Origin of the sequence: Brevibacillus sp. B_LB10_24 (assembly GCF_046036945.1) — a bacterium.
Taxonomy (GTDB): Bacteria; Bacillota; Bacilli; order Brevibacillales; family Brevibacillaceae; genus Brevibacillus_C.
On the sequence record NZ_JBJQOQ010000002.1, the window covers coordinates 120499 to 135798 of the forward strand.

A 15300-nucleotide genomic window follows, 5' to 3' on the forward strand; every position below is an offset into this window, starting at 1 on the left:
CCCTGTGTAGATGGGGGTGGTATTATCCCCTTACGGTAGACGTGAAAAAACGCCGACTTTCACTACAGAAAAAAGTTGGAGTCGGAATGACAGAGGAAGAGTTTAATAATCTTGCCTCTGAAGGAAAAATCGGCCGCGTCGGCCTTGAAGAATCACTCCGTCTCCTTGCTTCTGGTCTTAATTTCGAACTTGAAAAAGTAGAAAACTCTATCAGTCCGAAATTGACAGACGAGGCGCTCATTAACGGCTTTTCATAAGTCTTTCCCTTCGTCAATAAAACAACCAAAAAAGTGAGGAGATCACAGTTCTTCCCCCTGGAAAAACATATGATCTCCTTTTATCTTATGCTTGTCCAATGTTTGGCTGTTTCGCTTGATTATGAATCCATTCCTCTTCCTGACGAAACTCTTTTTCCCATTTCGAAACAACAATACATGCAAGAACGTGTCCAGGTGTATTACACGCAGTACGTGCCATATCCAACACACGGTCAATTCCTGCGATAATTGCGACTCCTTCTGCAGGAAGGCCGACAGCAGTGGCGGTAGCTAAGAGTACTACCAGTGAACCGGATGGAACAGCAGCAATTCCTTTAGATGTTACGACAAGAACGCCCATTAAAATCAACTGTTGTCCAAAATCCATCGGGATGCCGAATGCTTGTGCTAGGAAAATAGAGCATACAGAAAGATACAATGTCGATCCATCACAGTTCAGTGATAATCCGGACGGAATAACGAATGAAACAACGCGTTTCGAACAACCGTATGACTCCATTCTTTCCATCAGCTGCGGTAGAATGGTTTCGGTACTTGTTGTTGAAAAAGCGATAAGAAACAAATCCCATACCATCCGAAACACTTTAAAGTAAGGAATTTTAAGGAAGTAAGCAATGAGCGGAAACAGACCGAAAATAATAATAGCAAGTCCTAGATATACAACACCAATCAACTTTGCCATAGGCAGTAAAAGGACTAAACCATACTGGCCTACAGAGGCTGCCATAAGAGCAAGCACACCAATCGGTGCGGTTGTCATTACCATCTGTGTTAATTTAAACATAATGTTTGCAACTGACTCCATAAATTTCATTGCAGGCTCTGATGCTTTGCCGATTGCTCCAGCAGCCATACCAAACAAAATAGCGAAGAATAGCACGGCTAATAAATCATTTCTTGCCATCGCATCAACAATGTTGCTTGGAATGATGTTAACGAGCATTGCTTTAAAGTCGATTATTTTGGAAGCGCTATCATTTAATGCCGTAATATCTTTATGGGCAAGATGAGACAAATTAAGTCCTTCACCGGGTTTTAATAGGTTAGCAAGCAAAAGACCAATGGCTAAAATAACTGTGGTAATAAACTCAAACCAAATAATGGTTTTAAGACCTAATGAGCCCATTTTTTTCCTGTTCCCACTACCTGCTGACCCAATTACAATGGTAGTAAAAACAATTGGTACAACAATCATTTTTATAAGGTTAATAAAGGCCGTCCCAATTGGTTTTAAAGCTTGCCCGAATTCAGGAAAAAAGTGACCGATTAGAGCTCCAATGAACAAAGCAATTAAAACTTGAAAAGCAAAAAATTTTTTCATAGGCACCTCCGATAAGACTTTTATATTATAAACACTTTAGCATTTTTGGATGATTCAGTTAAATAATAAATTTAGATAGAATTATAAGAAAAAATTATTAATCCTCAATCGGTTGCTTTGGTCGCTTCATTGATTAACCGCAGACAAAAGACAGGCACAGCGCTCTAGCGGTGGTATTATCCCCTTACGGTAGACAGTGAAAAAAGACACCATGTTATGAAGGAGTTTAAGGACACTGTTACCGGAGGGGATTTTTTTGCCACCGAAGAAGGGTCAGAAGTTTCTAAGATATGGAGAAGAGACGAAAAGAGAAGCTGTACGGTTACGTTTAGAGGAACAATGGAGTTACACCATGATCATGAAGCAGCTAGGGATTAGGAGCCATTCTCAAATCGTAGAGTGGGTCAACAAACACCAGAACGGAGAGACGTTTGAGGATTACCGGGGACGCTGGATCAAGAAGCATTTCAACAGTATAGAGGAAGAGAACAACTACCTGAAAGCGCAGGTTGAATACCTAAAAAAGCTCAATCCAAATCTGCACGGGGAGGGAAGTTGGATAAAGTCGATGAATGTATCTATCTGTGGTCTTGGATCTACATAATAACGAAACCGTTAGCCTTATAGGAAGCCATTCAAGGCGGGGAAACTGCTTCGACAACGCTTGTGTTGAATCGTTTTTCTCGCATTTGAAGACGGAGAAATTGTATCTGGAGAAGCCAAAGGATATGACTCACGCCCGAAAACTGATCGCTGAATACATTCAGTTCTACAATACAGAACGGTTCCAGGAAAAACTTGGCGACCTCTCCCCGGTTGAGTACCGGGAATCGATCGCCGCTTAATTTAACGTCTTTTTTTACTGTCTACTTGACGGGGCTATGACCAGGGGCGGCGCTGTTTTTTTCTTTACTCGACCACGATCGTTCCGGGGTGGTCAGCCGTGACGTCGGCGATGATCCGCGCCCACTCGACTCCGTGCTGATGCAGGGAAGCGAGCAGCCCTTCGGCCTCATTTGCCGGGAGGCTGATCAACAGGCCGCCTGACGTGACTGCATCACAGAGGATCAGGCGGTCGATTTCAGCCATCTCTTCCGGGAAGCGGACGCGGTCTGCTACCCAGCGGAAATTGGACTTGCTGCCGCCGGGGACGATGCCTCGCTCGGCCAAATCACGCGTGCCGGGCAATATCGGTACATTGGCAGTGTGAAGGCGTATGCCTACGCTGCTCCCTTCGGCCATTTCCAGCGCGTGTCCCAGCAAGCCGAAGCCGGTGACGTCCGTACATGCGTTAACCGGAAAGGCGAGCATGCATTGGGCGGCCTGCTTGTTCAGGGTGGCCATGACCGACATCACCGTCTGGGTCGCTTCCGGAGTCAGGGCATCTCGCTTGATCGCGGTCGTCTGGATTCCGACGCCGATCGGCTTGGTCAGGATCAGCACGTCGCCAGGCTTTGCCCCGGCGTTGGTCAGAATCCGGGAAGGGTGGATGGTCCCGGTAACGGAGAGGCCGAATTTTGGCTCCTGATCGTCGATCGAGTGACCGCCGACCAATGCCGCTCCTGCTTCAGCCACCTTGTCGGCTGCGCCGCGCAGGATTTCCGTCAGTATCGCCGGATCCAGCTTGCTGATCGGAAATCCGACGATGTTGAGCGCGGTGATCGGTGTTCCTCCCATCGCAAATACGTCGCTGAGCGCGTTGGCGGCGGCAATTTGCCCGAACCAGTACGGGTCATCGACAATGGGGGTAAAAAAGTCCAGGGTTTGCACAATGGCGAGCTCATCGGTCAGCTGGTACACGCCGGCGTCGTCCGAGGTTTCCACCCCGACCAAGAGCCTGGGATCGTCCTGTCCCGGGCGGGGCAGGTTCTTTAGTACAGAGGAGAGCGCGTCGGGACTTATTTTGCAGCCGCAGCCCCCTTTGGTCGTCAGGGATGTAAGTTTTACAGAAGCACTCACGTTTTGACCTCCTTTAATTCATGTATAATGTAAGGTAAGGGTATCAATCCAAAGATACTTGGCTTCTTCTCTAGCATACCAGAATAAAGGGGATTTTTTCATTGCAAGAAATCAATGTGGAAGAGATGTTGATAAAAGGCTACGGCAATTTGATTGACGTACGTTCTCCGAGTGAGTTTGCCCGCGACACGATTCCCGGGGCTGTAAATATACCATTATTTAGCGATGCGGAAAGGGCGCAGGTCGGCATCAAATACAAGCAAGAGGGACAAGCCGCCGCCCAGTGGCTCGGGATGCAGATTGTGTCTCCCAAAATGGAGATGCTGATGCAGACGATTCGCGAGCGGGAGTTGGAGGCAGGTGAGCCGCCGACGATCTTTTGTTGGCGGGGCGGGATGCGCAGCCGGGCGATGGCTACTTTTGCCACCTTTGCCGGAATCCCGGTCAGGCGGTTGATCGGCGGATACCGGGCCTATCGCCAGCACGTGGTACAGACGATCGAACCTTTCGAATTAAAGGTACCGCTGATTCTGCTGCACGGTCTTACCGGCGTAGGGAAAACCGAGCTCTTGCGCCGTCTGGAAGCGAAGGGCCTGCCAGTGCTGGATCTGGAACGGATGGCGGGCCACCGCGGCTCCGTGTTTGGACATATCGGCAAAGGGCGTCCGGCCAACCAGAAAATGTTTGATGCACGCCTGTTTGAGACGCTGCAAAAGTACAAGGATGCCCCGTTTTTCTTTATGGAGGCGGAGAGCAAACGCATCGGAAATGCGATCGTACCCGCATTTCTGTACGAGTTGAAGTCAGATTCGATTCACCTCGACATCACTGCGCCGCTCGAGGTGAGAGTGCAGCGTTTGTACGACGAGTACATCGTGCCGTTTTCCTGGCGCCCTGACTTTCGAAAGAATACGATGGATGCCTTCCAGAAGATCGCCCGGAGAATTCCCACGGAGCAGGCCCATCTTTTGCGGCAGGCGCTTGAAACAGGGGATTACAAGACGGCGATCGCCTCTCTGCTGGTCCATTACTACGACCCGCGTTATACCCATAAGCAGGGAAGCGATGGCTATACCGGGGATTTTTACGAGGTGGACGCCACCCGGCTGGAGGATGCGGAAGCCGACATCATAAAATTCGTTGAACAGCGATTCCCCAATGGGCTGCATGTGATACAATAACGCGGAATCAACAGAAAGGGGCGGTTGTCTATGTTGGATCCACGGATCGCAAAACTGGCGGAAAATCTGCTGGATTACTCTGTCCGGCTCGGGGCAGGGGAAAATGTCATGATCGAGGTGCGGGGGGAAGGAGCCGCGCTGGCCAAGGAACTGGTCAAGCAGGCGTACGTACGGGGGGCTTACCCGCATGTCCGCCTCCTGGATATGGCGATTCAGCGGGAGTTGATGATGCACACATCGGAAGAGCGGGCCGGGTTCATCAAACGCTGGGAGGAGCCGATGTGGCAGGAGATGCAGGCATTCATCGTGATCGCCGGAGCTTCCAATGACAGCGAGATGTCGGATGTGCCGGTGGAGAAAAGGCTTATCCAGCAAAAGGTGATGAAGCCGATCAGCGATCACATCACCGCCAACCTCAAATGGGTGCTGCTGAATTACCCGACTCCATCGATGGCGCAAAAGGCCAACATGTCTACAGACGGTTTTGCCGACTTTTACTACAATGTCTGCACGGTCGACTACAAAAAAATGAAGGCTGCCTTCCTGCCGCTGAGGGAAATGATGAATGGAACCGATCAGGTCCGGCTGGTCGGACCGGGAACCGATCTGACTTTCTCCATTAAAGGGATTCCCAACGTGATCTGTGCCGGGGAAAACAACATTCCGGACGGCGAAATCTTTACCGCGCCCGTGCGTGATTCGGTGCAGGGAACGATTACGTTCAACACCGAGAGCCAGTACCACGGAACAAAATTTTCCCAGGTGCGGCTCACCTTCGAGCAAGGGAAAATCGTGGAGGCGAGCGCTAACAATACCGAACGGCTCAATCAAATCCTGGACAGCGACGAAGGAGCCCGCTATATCGGGGAGTTCGCCATCGGGGTCAACCCGTACATCCTGCACCCGATGAACGATATCTTATTCGACGAAAAGATTGCCGGCAGTTTCCACTTTACGCCCGGGCAGGCTTACGAGGATGCCGATAACGGGAATCGCAGCACAGTACACTGGGATATGGTAAATATCCAGCGTCCCGAGTACGGCGGCGGGGAAATCTGGTTTGACGGCGTGTTGATCCGCAAAGACGGCCGGTTTGTCCATGAAGCATTACTCGGTCTCAACCCGGAAAACTTGAAATCGTAATAGCAAGCTTTGATCCAGCTCGGGCGTAAGTGTCCGGGCTGTTTTGCTTCCGGGCCGTGATTCGCTACAATGTACAGAGAAATTCTTTGACGTCAGGGGGAAGTCCATTGTCATCGTCATCGTGGCTCACGTATACTGCAGCTTCGGCAGATGCGGGCTTGACAGTAGAGCAGATAGCCCGGCAAAAACTATCCGTCTCCGGCCGCATGCTGCAGCGGCTGACCCGGAGCAAAGGGATTCAGCTAAACCGCAAACCCGTTTATCTGCAGCGTCAGGTGAAGGAAGGGGACATCGTCTCCGTTAAGATAGCCGACCAGCCTCGTTCCCCGGCTCCGCTGCCGCCCGGACATTCGGAGGAGCTCGACGTGCCTGAGATCCTCTTTGAAGACGAGTGGTTCATGGTCGCGAACAAACCGGCGGGCATGCTGGTTCACCCGGTAAAGAGCGGGCAGACGGACACGCTAATTCACCGGCTCGCTGCGTATCTGCAAAGCGGAGGCACAGCAATGCCGCATTCCGTCCACCGTCTGGACAAGGAGACATCGGGGGCCGTCCTTCTGGCTAAAAGCAGTTATGCTCATCGACTGGCCGACCAGCTCATCAGGGAAGGCAAGCTGCGACGGACATACCTTGCCGTAGCAGAGGGAAGCGTTGAAGCGGAACGGGGAACGATTGAGGCGCCGATAGGCCGCGACCCGCGCCATCCATCGAAGCGGAGGGTCAGCCCGCGGGGCGACGCAGCGATCACACATTACCAGGTACTGGCCCGGCAAGCAGACGCCACGCTGCTGCGAATCCAACTGGAGACGGGCAGGACACACCAGATCCGGGTGCATTTTGCCCATCTTGGCCATCCGCTTGTCGGCGACAGTCTGTACGGAGGCTCAAAACACAGTGGACTGCGCCGGCAAGCCCTGCACGCCCACCAGTTGTCGTTTTCCCATCCGCTCAGTGGTGAACAGGTAGAGTGCACGGCATCACTCCCGGAAGATTTGGCGCAGTTGATTCGGGAACGATGGGGAGAGAATGTGCTGTAAAGGAACAGGAACATATTTACAAGGAAATCTGTACCGCATATAATGTAATAGGTCGATAGGTTTAAACGTATAAACATGATTGTCCCATTTACCTTTTCCGGAGAGGAGATTAATTGATGGAGAAAGACCCGTGGGCAGACTGTCCGGGCTTGCAGTTGTTCCAAAAATGCACGCCGTTGTTTCATGCATTGGGTGACCCGGCCCGGCAGCAAATCATCTTGCTGCTCGGTTTCTGCCAACAATTGAATGTCAAACAGATTACAGAACAACTATCGCTTTCACGCCCCGCCATTTCTCATCATTTAAAATTGCTTCGGGATGCCGGGCTCGTTGAAATTCAACAAAAAGGGAAAGAAAACTATTATTCATTGGAAGTCGGACCTGCACTCGCTCAAATCAAACAGTTGATAGCCGCCATCGAAGAAGAATTGGCGTGACGGGTTCAAAAGATGGGGTGGATGCCATGTTGTGCAAAAAGGGATGGATCACTGCCGTTGTCATCGGATCCATGCTGGTGACCGCGTGCAGCAGTCAGGGGTCAGACAGTGCTGACCCGCTGCAGCAGGAAGTGAAAAAAGTACAGGTTTCACAGGTAAAACGAGAGCCGTCGGTCCGTTCTTTTGAACTGTCGGGGACGCTTGAACCCAGCGAAGAAGCAGTAGTCTCGTTTGAGGTGCCGGGCCGTTTGACACGGCTTGACCGCAGCGAAGGAGACAAGGTAAAGGCAGGGGAGGTTTTGGCCCAGGTTGATACCAGTGAGCTGTCACTGCAGCTCGCCCGCGCCAATGCCGGGGTAGTGCAAGCGGGGGCCAGCCTGGCAGAAGTGACGAACGGGGCGCGTGAACAAGAGATTACGCAGGCAAAAGCCGCTCTCGACAAAGCGACTGTCGCTTACAACCAGGCAAAAAGCGATTATGAGCGTTTTCAAGTCCTCTACCAGCAGAACGCAATCTCCCAAAATGACTACGAGAACATGCATAATCGATTCGTGCTTGCCGAGAAAGATTTGCAGACGGCGGAGCAGGCGTATTCACTGGTGACGCAGGGAGCCCGTCAAGAGGTTCGCGAGCAGACGCGTTCTGCCTACGATCTTGCCGTTATTGCCAAGGAGCAGGCTGCGCTTTCCCTTGACAAGACCAGGTTGAAAGCGCCGATCGAGGGGACCGTCATCGCCAAATTATCCTCGGTTGGCGAACTGATTAATGCCGGCACGCCTATTTACAAGATTGGCAATATTGATGCTTTGAAGGTCGTGCTCCCCGTACCGGACAAGGAGATCGCAGCCTGGAGGACAGGCGACAGCGTAACGCTTGAGCTCTACGGGGAGAAGCGGGATGGTACCGTGAGCAAAATTTACCCGGCAACCAATCAAAGCACAGGGACGATCGGCGTAGAGATAAACGTGCCGAACCCGCAGCACGACTGGTATGCGGGGCAGGTTGTCATTGCTCATCGCGAACTGACAGGCAGCCCAAGCATCTTTGTCCCGATAGAGGCGGTAATCAGCCGGGGAGAAGAGAAGCCGTTCGTCTTCCTCGCGGTGGACGGAAAAGCGGTCAAAACGCAAGTGACCATCGGAGAATTGCACGATAATAAACTGGAGATTTCCTCCGGTTTGCAGGAAGGTGATTTGCTGATCGTCAAAGGCGTGGATCGCCTGTTTGACAAAGACCCGGTCGAGTCGGCAGGGGGTAGCCAGCCGTGATCGATTATGCCGTCAGAAAGCGCAAAATCACTCTGTTGTTCTTTGTCATGCTGATCATGATCGGATTGTTCAGCTTTTTCCAACTGCCCAAGCGCGAGCAGCCGGAAGTCATCATCAACATGGCGATGGTGATAACCGCCCTGCCGGGTGCCTCACCTGAAAAAGTAGAACAGACGGTGACGAAAAAAATCGAGGAAAAAATCAATGAGCTGCAGGGTTTGAAATCAGTCACGTCAACCTCCAGCTTAGGGTTGTCGACCATTGTTGTGGAAACAAAAGACGGCGTAGATCCCAAGCAAAAATGGGATGAACTGCGGAAGAAAGTGAAAGACGCGGAAGCGGATTTGCCCGACGACGCCAAACAGCCGATCATCAATGACGACCTGAATCGAACCTTTGTCGAAACCATTGCTCTTTCCGCCGATACCTTCGAACAGGTCTACAGCTTGCGGGATCTGGTGAAAAATTGGCGGGAACAGCTTCGGACCATCCCCGGAGTTGCTGATGTAGGGATAACCGGCTTGCCTGATCAGGAGGTGCGAATCGACATTGACACCCAGAGACTGCAGCAGTACGGGATCTCCTGGGGGCAAGTCATGTCGGCGATCAAGGCGGAAAACGAAAAGACGCCGCTGGGCGACCTGGTTGTCCAAGATCGGACCTACCAGCTAAAACTATCCGATACATACGATGCGGCCGCGTTGAACAATATTATCATCTCCCGTACCCATGAGGGCTTTCCGGTTTACCTCAAAGATGTGGGGAGAGCGGTGCTGACCACGAAAAAAGCGGATCTTTACGCGTATTTTAACGGCAGACCTTCCATTTCGCTCAGCATCAACGCGGAGACAGGCAGCGATGTCCCCTCGCTGCAGCGGCGCGTGAACGAAATGATGCAGACACTGGAAAAGTCGCTGCCGGTCTGGGCCGAAAAAACTTCGATCTACTCGCAGAACGAGCGTGTGGATGAGTTGTTTGGCGAGCTTTCCCGCGAGATGCTGATCGCTATCATCTCGGTTCTCGTCGTCTGTACACTTGGGCTGAATCTGACGACCTCGTTCGTCGTGGCCCTGGCTATTCCCATCTCCATTGCGATTGGGTTCATCCTGCTGCCGATACTGGGGATTTCGCTGAATATGATTTCGATCGCTTCCCTCATTATCGTGCTCGGCATCCTGGTCGATGACGCCGTCGTGGTGAATGACAACATCGAGCGCCGCCTGTCTGTTTTAGGTGAACGGCCCTTTGAAGCGGCGGTAAATGGTACCAAAGAGGTGGCTATTTCGATCGTGACGGCCACGCTGGCGACGATCGCCGCATTCATGCCGCTGATGTTTTTGAAGGGGAATGCCGGGCAGTTTATCAAACCGGTGCCGGTGATTATCTCTTCGGCGATGCTGGCATCTATGGTGATGTCGCTGACGATTATCCCCATATACCGCAAGTGGAATGAAGAGCGCCGAAAGAAAAGTGCAGACAGATACCGCAAAACGCCCGGATTACTGGGCAAGCAGATCAACAGCCTGACCAGATGGTATGCCGACAAGCTGATGCCCAAAGCACTGAAGCGACCGCTGCGGACAGGGTTGATCGGCGTGCTGATCGGGACTTGTGGATACGGTTTGGTGCCGTTTACGCCCGTCGAACTGTTTCCTCTCGATGATCGCGACCAATTTATAATCAATGTCAATCTGCCGGTTGGAGGCAGCATCGAGGCGACAACCGAGGTTGTCAAAGGCATCTCGGACTGGATGCTTCAACAGCCCGGGATTAAAACGGTCGCGGGATACAGCGGGGGAAGCGCACCGAAGATGTTCGGCGGAGACACAGGAGCAGGTGACGGCATCGAGGTCGGCCAGTTGGTCGCAAGGTTCGATAAAAAACAGGTGAAGCTGGAAGAAAAGCTGGAGGAGTGGAGGAAGCAGCTAGTCGGGTTGTATCCACAGGCAAATATCGTCTTGAAGCAGTTGGAAGCGGGTCCACCGGTGGGTGATCCAATTGTGATCCGTATTTATGGGGAGGACATGGCCGTTTTACGTTCACTAGCCGAAGAACTGAAGCAAAGAATCGCAAAAGTGCCCGGCACGTACGAAGTGAATGACAACCTTGGCATCGAACGCTATACACTGGAGTTTCAAGTAAACCGCGAACTGATGGATCAGAAGCTGGTCAATTCGGCCGATCTTTCACGGACGCTGCGGCTGGTCAGCGAGGGAATCCCCGTCGGCCAGTTTGACAATGGCAAAGATCTGTACGATATCCATCTCTACGCCGATAAACAGGGCAGTGACATGTCAACGCTGTTCCAGCGCCTGACAGTGCCGAACGCACTAGGACAGCAGATACCCGTGTCCGAAATCGCCCAAATCAAGCCGGAATTCAGCATCCAATCGATCAAACACCGCAATTTGACGCGGGCCGTGACTGTTTACAGCGATGTGAAGGGACGGACCGCCACAGAGGTCATGAATGATGTGAAGCCGCTGTTGCAGGAAATGTCCTTGCCGGAAGGGTATCGCCTGGAGACAGGCGGGGAAACCTCCGAACAGGCCGATATATTTATCGACATGGGGAAATTGTCTGTCATCGTAGTGTTTTTAATCGTCATTTTGATCGCGATGCAGTTCTATTCGCTGAGTTTGCCGATTCTCGTGATGAGCACCGTCTACCTCTCGACTGCGGGCAGCATGATTGGGCTGTTCCTCACGCAGATCCCGCTCGGCTTTATGACGATGATGGGAGTCATTTCGCTATCCGGGATTGTCGTCCGCAACGGAATTGTGTTGATCGAGTTTATCGAGGACGCCCGGCATGCCGGCGTAGAGCTGAAGCATGCGGTGATTCAAGCGGGGGAAGCGCGGCTTCGGCCCATCCTGTTGACCACGTTTACAGCAGTGGCCGGTCTCATGCCGCTGGTCATTTCCGGCGACGTGCTGTTTCAACCGCTCGCCGTGACGATCATTTTTGGACTGCTGTTTTCCACAATGCTGACATTGATCGTCGTACCCTCTTTCTACACGGTACTGGCAATCCGCAAGGAAAAGAGAAAGGCAAAAAGGACGGAGGAGGCAGCGGCAGTTTAGCTGCCTGCCTCTTTTTTTCGCAGGAAAATGATTGTTTTGTGCTATACTGTACCCAGAAAATACCGCTGGTCGCAAAAGGGGGCATGCCCGATGCAGGAACCACAGCTTTTAAGTGAAGAAAAAGTCTTTAAAGACCCCGTTCACCGTTATGTTCACGTGCGGGAAAAGCTGATCTGGGATTTGATCAATGCGCGGGAGTTTCAGCGCTTGCGCCGGATCAGGCAGCTCGGCACCAGCTATCTGACCTTTCACGGCGGCGAACACAGCCGCTTTAATCATTCGCTCGGCGTCTACGAGATCATGCGGCGGATTTTGGAGACCTTTGAGGGCAGGGTGCAGCTGACACGCGAAGAAAAGCTGCTGTGTCTCTGCGCTGCACTGCTGCATGATGTCGGGCACGGGCCGTTTTCCCATACATTCGAGAAGGTCTTTCGCTTTGACCACGAAGAGTGGTCGCGGAAGATATTAACCGGCGATACCGAGATCAACCGGATTCTGCGTACCGTGGGCGAGCATTTTCCGCAGAAGGTAGCGGAAGTCATCGGGAAGACCTATGAGAATAAATTGATCGTCAGTTTGATTTCCAGTCAGATCGACGCCGACCGGATGGATTACCTGCTGCGTGACGCGTACTACACCGGGGTCAATTACGGCAACTTCGACATTGAACGGATTCTTCGGGTCATGCGCCCTCACGAAGACGGCGTCGTATTTAAGTTTAGCGGCATGCACGCGGTGGAAGATTATATTATGTCCCGCTATCAAATGTACTGGCAGGTGTACTTTCATCCGGTAACCCGCAGCGCTGAAGTGATCTTGTGCAAAATTTTCCAAAGGGCAAGGCAGTTGTATGACTCCGGATACATTTTTGAGCAGGAACCTAGGCATTATCTCCCGTTTTTTCGCGGGAAAATTTCGTTGGCCGACTACTTGACGCTAGATGAGAACGTAGCTTTCTACTATATGGGGCAGTGGCGATTGGAAAAAGATCCGATCCTCTCCGATCTGTGCGCCCGATTTATGGACAGGAATCTGTTTCAGTACGTCGAATATAATCCAAGGGACTTTATCAATCTGGAAGAGATCAAAAAACTTTTCCTTGAAGCGGGAATTGACCCGGCGTATTATGTAGAGGTTGACTCGACCTCGGACCTTCCTTATGACTTTTATCGCCCTGGCGAAGAGCAGGAACGAATCCCGATCATGCTCCGGATGTCTTCAGGCGACCTGGTCGAGCTGTCGCGAAAATCGGATATCGTCCAGGCGATTAGCGGAAAGCGCCGTTTTGATCATAAACTCTATTTCCCTTATGATAAGCTGATGTCTTTGCCGGAAGATGCCGCCGGTTTGATTCGAGAACGTCTAGGAGTGATGGAGGATGCTTAAGGCACATGCCAAAATTATGCGGCTCGTCGAGGTAGCGGGTGAAGTGACGGGACGAAAGAAGCTGCATAAGATGGTGTACATAGCGAAAAAACTGCAGGTGGATTTCGACGAACGCTTTGAATTTCACATGTACGGGCCGTACTCTGAGGAATTGACACTCCGTGTAGATGAGCTCTGCAGCCTCGGCATGTTGGACGAGACCAAAGAAAGCAAAGGGGCAATCGACCTTTACCGCTACAAGTTAAACGAGGACGGGCGCGAATTTTTGCAGTACCACAACGTGGACATCGGTTACGGCGAGCGGCTTATCTCCCGGATGAACCAGGAAAACTCGCGATTTTTGGAGCTGGTTTCGACGGTCCTCTACTTTGAGCACCTTCCCTACGAACAGATGAAAAGCAAAGTCTTCACTTTGAAAAGCATGCAGAAGTATACGGAAGAGGAAATTCAAAAGGCGCTCTCGTTTATGGGTGAGCTTCGTGGAATGATTAGACAATAATAGGCAGGAATACAAGATTGATCCTTGGCGGGTCAATCTTTTTTATTTGTGAAACGTCACAGGATTGCGGCATCAATTTTTATTGTCCCAACATTATAGTGGAAAATGGAGCAGGAGCCTACGCGGGCAGTAGATGACTGAATTTTCGGCGAAACACGTGTCGTTTGGATCTCCAAAGGGAAAAGGAAAGGAAATGGCTATGAAAAAAGGAAAACGTAATCCAATGAAATCGCTTGGGTTTGCACTGGTGCTGGCGGCGGTGGGACTCTGTTCGTTTTTTGGCGGGATGATGGCGATGGCGACCCAAAGTGCTGGATCGACACCGGCGGCTGCCGTACATACCTCGAGTATGGATTGGGCAAGGTCAGTCGGATATCTCAAAGACAGCACCGATCCCAAAGCAGAGATCCCGCAAGCGGAGTTCATGAAGATGGTGATGGAAGTATACGGGGAGAAGCAGGGCGGCCTTCGCGTCCCGGCTGGGGCGGAGAACCATTGGTCCTCCGAGTATTACGCACTGGCCCAGGCGAAAGGCGTGATCGACTGCTCCTGTCAGATCAAACCGGATCTCCCGCTCACGCTGAAAGAGGCAGCCAAGCTCGTAATGCTGGGGATCAATCGCAAGGCGAATGAGCAGGTGGTTTCCTGGGAGCAAGTCGAATCCTGGGCGAAACCGGCGGGGGATGGCGAGCAGAATATGACGTATGAGCAGGCGGCTTCTTTGATCAGGAAAATGGATGAGTTTTATACGGAGAAGGAATGGAAAGTGGAGGGGATTTAGTGTGAAGCGGTTTTTGAATTTGTTGGTTGTCACGTCGTTAGTCGCGGGCTTGGGGTTCTTTGGCCAAACCGCAAAAGCTGAAGAAACCGTTAGTAGTTCCACAGATGAGATTAAGGTTATTGTTGAGGGGAAAGAAATCGAATTTCCTGATGCCAAGCCTTATCTTGATCTTAAAACTGGCAGGACGATGGTGCCGGTGAGGTTTGTGAGTGAGGCACTCCAAGCGAATGTGAAGTGGGATGGAACAAAAAATATGGTCACGATGGAACGACAAGGAACCAAGATTTACTTGGTGATTGGTGAAAATACGGTTGATATTGACAACCGGACAGTTCGCTTGGATGCACCTTCCATATTGAAAGATTGGCGTACCTTCGTTCCGTTACGGTTCGTCAGTGAAACGTTTGATCAAAAGGTAGATTGGGACCCTGAACTGAAAACGGTAACGATTACACCTTTAGAGGAGATACCAATTAGACCAACAAATATCCCACTAATGCCGGTTGATCCAGTTGCCCAACCTGCTATGGAATTAGTAGCAAAGAAAGCAAGAATTGAAGGAAATGTATTTATTACTGAGATGCCTAAAATCCCAGATGGCTATAGTGTGCTTTTTATCTATAAAGACCTTAGTGACGGTTTGTATGGTGTAAGGGAACACGATATTTATCAAATAGATAAAAAATACAAGGCAGGTGACACAATACGCATTCCCTTTTATGGAAAGGGGGGATATGTTTCGTTTTCAATGTTCAAAGGGGTTCCGGGTGTTGGGGGAGTGAGTATAGATGTACCGTCACTTGACACCTACTGGTTAAATGAGAGGCACAAATGAAAAAAGTAGTTAGTGTTATCCTAGCATTTACCATCTTCATTTCATCTTTGGTAAATTTTCCGAGTATATCTTTTGCTTCAGGTACACCAGAT

General features: G+C 51.1%; 13 protein-coding genes and 1 pseudogene. 12 read left to right on the forward strand and 2 right to left on the reverse strand.

The features are described 5' to 3' along the window. Positions 1 to 41 precede the first annotated feature (41 nt). Entirely contained in the window at positions 42 to 257 is a 216-nt protein-coding gene (locus ACI7RC_RS03415; RefSeq protein WP_408106830.1) for a hypothetical protein, read from the forward strand. 85 nt (positions 258 to 342) lie between these two features. On the opposite strand, the gene ACI7RC_RS03420 is transcribed toward ACI7RC_RS03415, so the two are convergent. Continuing rightward, complete coding sequence (locus tag ACI7RC_RS03420) at positions 343 to 1599, reverse strand: dicarboxylate/amino acid:cation symporter (protein ID WP_408106831.1); 1257 nt, start codon at positions 1597 to 1599, stop codon at positions 343 to 345. A gap of 256 nt (positions 1600 to 1855) precedes the next feature. On the opposite strand from ACI7RC_RS03420, the pseudogene ACI7RC_RS03425 reads away from it, so the two are divergent. Further along, positions 1856 to 2444 (forward strand): annotated as a pseudogene (locus tag ACI7RC_RS03425) (transposase). 64 nt (positions 2445 to 2508) lie between these two features. On the opposite strand, the gene selD reads toward ACI7RC_RS03425, so the two are convergent. Then, positions 2509 to 3558: a selenide, water dikinase SelD gene (gene selD, locus ACI7RC_RS03430; RefSeq protein WP_408106832.1), complete on the reverse strand. Its 1050-nt coding sequence runs from the start codon at positions 3556 to 3558 to the stop codon at positions 2509 to 2511. A gap of 101 nt (positions 3559 to 3659) precedes the next feature. Between selD and mnmH the strand changes: the two genes are divergently transcribed. The 10 genes from mnmH to ACI7RC_RS03480 all read left to right on the forward strand — a co-directional run bounded on the left by mnmH (position 3660) and on the right by ACI7RC_RS03480 (position 15208). Further along, the gene (gene mnmH, locus ACI7RC_RS03435; protein ID WP_408106833.1) at positions 3660 to 4739 is read left to right on the forward strand and encodes a tRNA 2-selenouridine(34) synthase MnmH; all 1080 of its coding nucleotides are present in this window, start codon (positions 3660 to 3662) and stop codon (positions 4737 to 4739) included. 30 nt (positions 4740 to 4769) lie between these two features. After that, positions 4770 to 5882: an aminopeptidase gene (locus tag ACI7RC_RS03440; protein ID WP_408106834.1), complete on the forward strand. Its 1113-nt coding sequence runs from the start codon at positions 4770 to 4772 to the stop codon at positions 5880 to 5882. A 107-nt stretch (positions 5883 to 5989) separates the two neighbouring features. Further along, positions 5990 to 6919, forward strand: a complete 930-nt coding sequence (locus tag ACI7RC_RS03445) for an RluA family pseudouridine synthase (protein WP_408106835.1) — start codon at positions 5990 to 5992, stop codon at positions 6917 to 6919. Between the two features lie 116 nt (positions 6920 to 7035). Continuing rightward, positions 7036 to 7356: an ArsR/SmtB family transcription factor gene (locus ACI7RC_RS03450; protein ID WP_408106836.1), complete on the forward strand. Its 321-nt coding sequence runs from the start codon at positions 7036 to 7038 to the stop codon at positions 7354 to 7356. Then, entirely contained in the window at positions 7353 to 8624 is a 1272-nt protein-coding gene (locus ACI7RC_RS03455; protein ID WP_408106837.1) for an efflux RND transporter periplasmic adaptor subunit, read from the forward strand. The genes ACI7RC_RS03450 and ACI7RC_RS03455 overlap by 4 nt, the downstream gene beginning before the upstream one ends. Further along, complete coding sequence (locus ACI7RC_RS03460; RefSeq protein WP_408106838.1) at positions 8621 to 11707, forward strand: efflux RND transporter permease subunit; 3087 nt, start codon at positions 8621 to 8623, stop codon at positions 11705 to 11707. The genes ACI7RC_RS03455 and ACI7RC_RS03460 overlap by 4 nt, the downstream gene beginning before the upstream one ends. 90 nt (positions 11708 to 11797) lie before the next feature. Further along, on the forward strand, positions 11798 to 13093 hold the full coding sequence (locus tag ACI7RC_RS03465) for an HD domain-containing protein (protein WP_408106839.1): 1296 nt from the start codon (positions 11798 to 11800) through the stop codon (positions 13091 to 13093). Next, positions 13086 to 13592, forward strand: coding sequence for a YwgA family protein (locus ACI7RC_RS03470; RefSeq protein WP_408106840.1), 507 nt, complete (start codon positions 13086 to 13088; stop codon positions 13590 to 13592). The genes ACI7RC_RS03465 and ACI7RC_RS03470 overlap by 8 nt, the downstream gene beginning before the upstream one ends. A 223-nt stretch (positions 13593 to 13815) precedes the next feature. Continuing rightward, positions 13816 to 14373 carry a hypothetical protein gene (locus ACI7RC_RS03475; protein ID WP_408106841.1) on the forward strand — a complete coding sequence of 186 codons (558 nt, stop codon included), beginning with the start codon at positions 13816 to 13818 and terminating at the stop codon, positions 14371 to 14373. Between the two features lies 1 nt (position 14374). Then, complete coding sequence (locus tag ACI7RC_RS03480) at positions 14375 to 15208, forward strand: stalk domain-containing protein (protein ID WP_408106842.1); 834 nt, start codon at positions 14375 to 14377, stop codon at positions 15206 to 15208. The last annotated feature ends 92 nt before the right edge of the window (positions 15209 to 15300 follow it).

Excerpts from the sequence above, each read along its gene's own strand:
- ACI7RC_RS03440 (WP_408106834.1), top strand. The coding sequence starts at position 4,770 with ATGTTGGATCCACGGATCGCAAAACTGGCGGAAAATCTGCTGGATTAC.
- ACI7RC_RS03470 (WP_408106840.1), top strand. The coding sequence starts at position 13,086 with ATGCTTAAGGCACATGCCAAAATTATGCGGCTCGTCGAGGTAGCGGGT.
- ACI7RC_RS03420 (WP_408106831.1), bottom strand. The coding sequence starts at position 1,599 with ATGAAAAAATTTTTTGCTTTTCAAGTTTTAATTGCTTTGTTCATTGGA.
- ACI7RC_RS03450 (WP_408106836.1), top strand. The coding sequence starts at position 7,036 with ATGGAGAAAGACCCGTGGGCAGACTGTCCGGGCTTGCAGTTGTTCCAA.
- ACI7RC_RS03465 (WP_408106839.1), top strand. The coding sequence starts at position 11,798 with ATGCAGGAACCACAGCTTTTAAGTGAAGAAAAAGTCTTTAAAGACCCC.
- ACI7RC_RS03475 (WP_408106841.1), top strand. The coding sequence starts at position 13,816 with ATGAAATCGCTTGGGTTTGCACTGGTGCTGGCGGCGGTGGGACTCTGT.